The sequence below is a fragment of the Achromobacter sp. 1011811831 genome, assembly GCF_059760905.1.
Genome location: NZ_JCBANG010000058.1, coordinates 35,116 through 41,552 on the forward strand (window position 1 = coordinate 35,116; position 6,437 = coordinate 41,552).

Below are 6,437 nucleotides of genomic sequence, written 5' to 3' on the forward strand. Positions count from 1 at the left end.
AGAAACAGCTATCCCCCCGGCGACGGCGCTCTCCCCAATCGGGGCAGCGCGGATCCGGCTACGCCGGTCCGCAGCTGCGCCCCCCTGGGGGGGAAGCGCGCAGCGCTTCGGGGGGGGACCCCTTGTTTGCCCGCAGGAGGGGGCTATGGCATCCTGGCGGCTCCCGTTTTTCCGGCTTTCACTCTTTTACCCAGGACCGCCTCATGTCCCGCATTTCCAGTCCCGTCCTTGGCACGCCCTTGTCGCCCCTCGCCACCCGAGTGATGCTGCTCGGCTCCGGAGAGCTGGGCAAGGAGGTCGTCATCGCCCTGCAGCGCCTGGGCGTGGAGGTCATCGCCGTGGACCGGTACGCGGACGCCCCGGGGCAGCAGGTGGCGCATCGCGCCCACGTGGTGCCCATGACGGACGCGGACGCCTTGCGCAAGATCATCGACCAGGAACGGCCGCACGTCATTGTCCCTGAAATCGAGGCCATTGCCACCAGCCTGCTGGTCGAGCTGGAGGCCGCCGGCGCCGTACGAGTCACGCCGACGGCGCGCGCCGCCCAGCTGACCATGAACCGCGAGGGCATCCGCCGCCTGGCGGCCGAGACCCTTGGCCTGCCGACCTCGCCGTACCGGTTCGTCGATACCGAGCAGGAACTGCGCGAGGCCATCGACGGCGGCATCGGCTATCCCTGCGTGATCAAGCCCGTCATGTCGTCCTCGGGCAAGGGACAGTCCGTGATCAAGTCCGCCGGGGACGTGGCCGAGAGCTGGCGCTACGCCCAGGAAGGCGGCCGCGTCGGAGGCGGCCGCGCCATCGTCGAGGGCTTCATCCGCTTCGACTACGAAATCACGCTGCTGACCGTCCGCGCGCGCGGCGCCGACGGCCAGGTCGAGACCCGCTACTGCGAGCCCATCGGCCACAAACAGGTGGACGGCGACTATGTGGAAAGCTGGCAGCCGCATCCCATGTCGCCGGCGGCGCTGGAACGCGCCCGCGAGATCGCCCTGGCGGTCACGTCCAACCTGGGTGGCCTGGGCATCTTCGGCGTCGAGCTGTTCGTGGCCGGCGACCAGGTCTGGTTCTCGGAGGTCAGCCCGCGTCCGCACGATACCGGCATGGTCACCATGATCACGCAGGCGCAGAACGAATTCGAATTGCACGCCCGCGCGCTGCTGGGCCTGCCGGTGGACACCGGCCTGCGCCAGCCCGGCGCCAGCAGCGTGATCTACGGCGGCGTGGACGCGGGCGCGGTGTCGTTCCACAACGTGGCCGAGGCGCTGGCCGAGCCGGGCACCGACGTGCGCCTGTTCGGCAAGCCCGAATCCTTCGTCAAGCGCCGCATGGGCGTGGGCCTGGCCGTCGCCGACGACGTGGCGGCCGCGCGCGCCAAGGCCAAGCGGGTGTCTTCCGCCGTGACGGTCAAGGCCGGCTGAGCACCGGGCGGGCGTCACCGACTGACCGAGGATCCGCCCTTGAGGGTCCTGGCTGAGCCGGGCATTTTCTGATCGTTTTTCACCCGGTTTTAGTTCGTCCCTACTTTCAATGCCACCCGCCGCAAGGCCGGTGGCATTGTTGTTTTTTGCCCAGGAATGGCCTGCCAAGAGGCCAATACGCCGGAAGTTTGCGGCCATGCCCCCACGAATCCTGGAGTTTGCGCTTTCTCATGGTTTGTTCGATAATTTCAGGAATTTCTGAAATCGGTGTAACTGCTTTTGTCTGGTTTGGGCTGATCTGCTCCGCATATAAACGGGGCCAGGTTGGTGGAATCGGCTGGCGCGAGAAAGATCATGGTCCTCAGCCCTCAAAACGAACGTTTCGTCCTGCACTTTGGCGAGATGGGCAGCCGCTGGGGCGTGAATCGCACCGTCGGCCAGATCTATGCGCTGCTGTTCCTGGCGCCGGAGCCGATGAACGCCGACGACATCGCCGAGACGCTGGGCTTCTCGCGCTCGAATGTCAGCATGGGTCTCAAGGAATTGCAGTCCTGGCGCCTGGTCAAGCTGATGCACCAGGTGGGCGACCGCCGCGACTACTTCGAGACGCCCAAGGATGTGTGGGAGATCTTCCGCATCCTGATGGAAGAAAAGCGCAAGCGCGAAATCGACCCCACGCTCACGCTGCTGCGCGACACGCTGCTGGAGCCGGCGTCCAAGCCCGCCGATGTCTACGCGCAGCAGCGCATGACCGAAATGCTGGAGCTGATCGAACTGTCCACGGGATGGTTCGATGAGGTTCAGCGCCTGCCGCCCGAAACCCTCCAGAACCTGATGAAACTGGGCTCCAAGGTCCAGAAGGTGCTGGGCTTCGCCGGCAAATTGCGAGGCAAGGGCTGAACGCCGCTGAGCCTTGATTTTTAGGAAAAATCCTATGAAGTTGCATATACCGCCCGTATCATGGCGCCAGAGACGGCCTGGGAATCATGCCGGTTGCTGTGGCCTCTCGCCCGCATGGGAGCGCCCCAATGATTGATCTCGACGTCGTCAACCTGTCGCGATTCCAGTTTGCCGCGACCGCGCTGTACCACTTCCTGTTCGTCCCCCTCACGCTCGGCCTGTCTTTCATCCTCGCCATCATGGAGAGCGTGTACGTCATGACCGGGCGCGCCATCTGGAAAAAGATGACGATGTTCTGGGGCACGCTGTTCGGCATCAACTTCGCGCTGGGCGTGGCCACGGGCGTGGTCATGGAGTTCCAGTTCGGCATGAACTGGTCGTACTACAGCCACTACGTCGGCGACATCTTCGGCGCGCCGCTGGCGCTCGAAGGGCTGATGGCCTTCTTCCTGGAAGCCACCTTCGTCGGCCTGTTCTTCTTCGGCTGGAACCGCATGTCCAAGGTCAGCCACCTGGTGGTGACCTGGCTGGTGGCCTTCGGCACCAACTTCTCGGCCCTGTGGATCCTGATCGCCAACGGCTGGATGCAGAACCCGGTCGGCGCCGTCTTCAATCCCGACACCATGCGCATGGAGATGACGGACTTCGCCGCCGTGATCTTCAACCCGGTGGCGCAGGCCAAGTTCGTGCACACGGTCAGCGCGGGCTATGTGGCCGGCGCCATGTTCGTGATGTCGATCAGCGCCTGGTATCTGCTGCGCGGTCGTCATACCGACCTGGCCAAGCGCTCGATGGCGGTGGCCGCCAGCTTCGGCCTGGCCTCGGCCCTGTCGGTGGTGGTGTTGGGCGATGAAAGCGGCTACCTGACCACTGAACACCAGAAGATGAAGATCGCCGCCATGGAGTCCATGTGGCACACCGAGCCGGCGCCCGCCGCGTTCAACCTGATCGCCATCCCCAACCAGGCCGAGCGCAAGAACGATTTCGCCATCGAGATCCCCTATGTCATGGGCATCATCGGCACGCGCTCGCTCACCACGCCGCTGCTGGGCATCGACGACCTGATCCTGCGCGCCGAGAACCGCATCCGCGACGGCATGGTGGCCTACGACGCGCTGCAGAAGATCCGCGCCAATCCCAAGAACACCGACGCGCGCATGGTGTTCGACAAGACCTGGCCGGACCTGGGCTACGCGCTGCTGGTCAAGCGCTACCAGTCCGACATGAGCAAGGTCACCGAGGAAGACATCAAGAAGGCGGCCATCGACACCGTGCCGAACGTGGCGCCGCTGTTCTGGGCGTTCCGCGTCATGGTGGCGGTCGGCATGTACCTGATCCTGTTCTTCGGCGTGGCGTTCTGGCTGGCCTCGCGCGGCCGGCTGGACAGCCGGCGCGGCCTGCTCAAGGTGGCGCTGTGGAGCCTGCCGCTGCCGTGGGTGGCGATCGAGAGCGGCTGGTTCGTGGCCGAGTACGGCCGCCAGCCCTGGGTGATCGAAGGCGTGCTGCCGACCTACTACGCGGCCTCCGGCCTGACCATCACGGACCTGGCCATCAGCCTGGGGATTTTCCTGGTGCTGTACACGGTCCTGCTCATCATCGGCGTCAAGGTGATGCTGCACGCCATCAAGGCAGGTCCGAAATCCGATGGACCGGCGCCCGCTGGCGCGGCCGCCGATCCTGTCCGCGCCGCCGTGCGCGCCTGACCGGGAGAAACAGGAATGGATGCATTGATTCCTTTCGACTACGCCACCCTGCGGGTGGTCTGGTGGGTGCTGCTGGGCGCGCTGCTCATCGGCTTCGCCGTCATGGACGGCTTCGACCTGGGCGTGGCGGCGCTGCTGCCGCTGGTGGCCAAGACCGACGTCGAGCGACGCGTGGTGATCAACGTGGTCGGCCCGGTCTGGGAGGGCAACCAGGTCTGGCTCATCACCGCCGGCGGCGCCATCTTCGCCGCATGGCCGCTGCTGTATGCCGCTTCGTTCTCGGGCTTCTACCTGGCCATGATGCTGGCGCTGATCGCGCTGATCCTGCGTCCGGTGGGCTTCAAGTACCGCAGCAAGATGGAAGGCACGCGCTGGCGCAACACCTGGGACGGCGTGCTCTGTTTCTCGGGCGTGGTGGCCTCGCTGGTGTTCGGCGTGGCGGTGGGAAACATCATCCTGGGCGTGCCCTTCACGTTCGATGAAGCCGCGCTACGCATGGTCTACCAGGGCCATTTCTACCAGCTGTTCACCCCCTTCGCGCTGCTGGCCGGCGTGCTCAGCGTGGCCATGCTGGCCATGCACGGCGCGGTGCTGCTGGCCTGGCGCACCGAGGGCGCGGTGGCCAGCCGCGCCCGCAACTGGGGCCGGCTGTGCGCGCTGCTGACCGCCGCGCTGTTCGTGGCCGGCGGCTTCTGGGTCGCGGGCGGACTGAATGGCCACGTCATCACCAGCGCGGTCGACATGCAGGGTCCGTCCGATCCCATGCTCAAGACCGTCAGCGTGCAGGCCGGCGCCTGGATGGCCAACTACGCCAAGTGGCCGCTGATGTGGATCGCGCCCGCGCTGGGCGTGGCAGGGGCGCTGCTGGCGCTGCTGCTGTTGACGGCGCGCGCGCACATGCTGGCGTTCCTGGCATCGGCGCTGTCCATCGCCGGGATCATCCTGACGGCGGGCTTCTCGCTGTTCCCGTTCCTGATGCCCTCATCGTCGAACCCGCGCGCCGGGCTGACGGTCTGGGATGCCTCGTCCAGCCACATGACGCTGTGGATCATGGTGATCGCGGTCGCGATCTTCCTGCCCATCGTGACGCTCTACACCGCCTGGGTGTACCGCGTGATGCGCGGCAAGGTCACGCCCGAGTCGGTCGGCGGCACCCCCAACTCATACTGAATCAGGAGCTAGCGCTATGTGGTATTTCTCGTGGGTACTCGGGCTGGGGCTGGCCTGCGCCTTCGCCATTCTCAACGCCATGTGGTTCGAACTGCGCGAGGGCCATTCGCATGACCCGCGCGCCAAGCGCGACGAAGCGTGAGCATGCGGGACACGTCGGCGGCGGGCCGCGCCAGCAGCCTGGAGCATGATCCCGCCGACGCGCTGCGCAAGCCCTCGCGCGCGCAGTCGCAATGGTTGAAGCGCCTGGCGGGATCGGCACGGCCGCCCTTGCTGGTGGCCGGCGCCGCGCCGCTCGCGGGCGGCGTGCTGCTGGTGATCCAGGCCTGGCTGCTGGCCAGCGTGCTGGATGCCGCCATCGCGCGGCAGGCGCCGCGCGCGGAACTGCTGGGCGGCATCCTCGGCATTGCCGCGCTGATGCTGGTCCGTGCCTGTATCGCCTGGGCCGGCGAACGCGCCGGCGCCATTGCCGCCGAGCGGATCAAGCGCCAGGTGCGCCTGGCCCTGTTCGAGCGCCTGGTGGACAAGGGGCCGCACTGGAGCCGGGGTCAGGCCTCGGGCGTGCTGGCCAGCGCCGTGGTGGACCAGGTCGAGGCGCTGGATGGCTTCTTCGCCAAATACCTGCCGGCCATGGCCGCCGCCGCCATGCTGCCGGTGGCATTTTCCGTGTTGCTGTTTCCGGTGGATGTGATCGCGGGCCTGGTGCTGCTGATCACCGCGCCGCTGATTCCCTTGTTCATGGCCCTGGTCGGCTGGGGCGCGCAGGGCGCGAGCCGGCGGCATCTGCGCGCCTTCGCGCGGCTGTCCGGATTCTTCGCCGACCGCCTGCGCGGGCTGTCCACGCTCAAGCTGTACGGACGCGCCGAGGCAGAGGCCGAATCGGTGGCGGCCGCCAGCGACGCGTTGCGCCAGCGCACCATGTCCGTGCTGCGCATCGCCTTCCTGTCCTCGGCGGTGCTGGAATTCTTTGCTGCCCTGGGCGTTGCCGGGGTGGCCGTGTACATCGGGCTGACCTATCTGGGTTTCCTGGACCTGCGCTGGTCGGTGTTGACCTTGCAGGCCGGCATGTTCTGCCTGTTGATGGCGCCCGAGGTCTATGCGCCGCTGCGCCAGTTCGCCGCGCACTACCATGACCGCGCGGCCGCGCTGGCGGCGGTGACGCAGATCGACGCGGTGTTCGACGGCTTGCCGGACGTGGCGCCGGCCGGGGCCGCGCCGGTTGCGCCGGCCGCCGCGCGCGCCG

6 protein-coding genes are annotated in these 6,437 nt (G+C 67.0%); all 6 read left to right on the plus strand.

The features are described 5' to 3' along the window. Nucleotides 1-203 precede the first annotated feature (203 nt). Nucleotides 204-1,421, plus strand: coding sequence for a formate-dependent phosphoribosylglycinamide formyltransferase (gene purT / locus AC6LJ9_RS20285; RefSeq protein WP_498148982.1), 1,218 nt, complete (start codon nt 204-206; stop codon nt 1,419-1,421). Nucleotides 1,422-1,775: 354 nt separating this feature from the next. Next, nucleotides 1,776-2,321, plus strand: a complete 546-nt coding sequence (locus AC6LJ9_RS20290; RefSeq protein WP_103276236.1) for a GbsR/MarR family transcriptional regulator — start codon at nt 1,776-1,778, stop codon at nt 2,319-2,321. 128 nt (nt 2,322-2,449) lie between these two features. Then, nucleotides 2,450-4,024, plus strand: a complete 1,575-nt coding sequence (locus AC6LJ9_RS20295; RefSeq protein ID WP_103271482.1) for a cytochrome ubiquinol oxidase subunit I — start codon at nt 2,450-2,452, stop codon at nt 4,022-4,024. Nucleotides 4,025-4,039: 15 nt separating this feature from the next. After that, nucleotides 4,040-5,194, plus strand: a complete 1,155-nt coding sequence (cydB, locus tag AC6LJ9_RS20300; protein WP_212317787.1) for a cytochrome d ubiquinol oxidase subunit II — start codon at nt 4,040-4,042, stop codon at nt 5,192-5,194. 16 nt (nt 5,195-5,210) lie between these two features. After that, nucleotides 5,211-5,336, plus strand: coding sequence for a cytochrome bd-I oxidase subunit CydX (gene cydX / locus AC6LJ9_RS20305; protein WP_103271480.1), 126 nt, complete (start codon nt 5,211-5,213; stop codon nt 5,334-5,336). A 2-nt stretch (nt 5,337-5,338) separates the two neighbouring features. Further along, nucleotides 5,339-6,437, plus strand: a 1,099-nt coding sequence (locus AC6LJ9_RS20310; protein WP_498148983.1) for an ABC transporter transmembrane domain-containing protein, incomplete at its 3' end; no start/stop codon positions are given.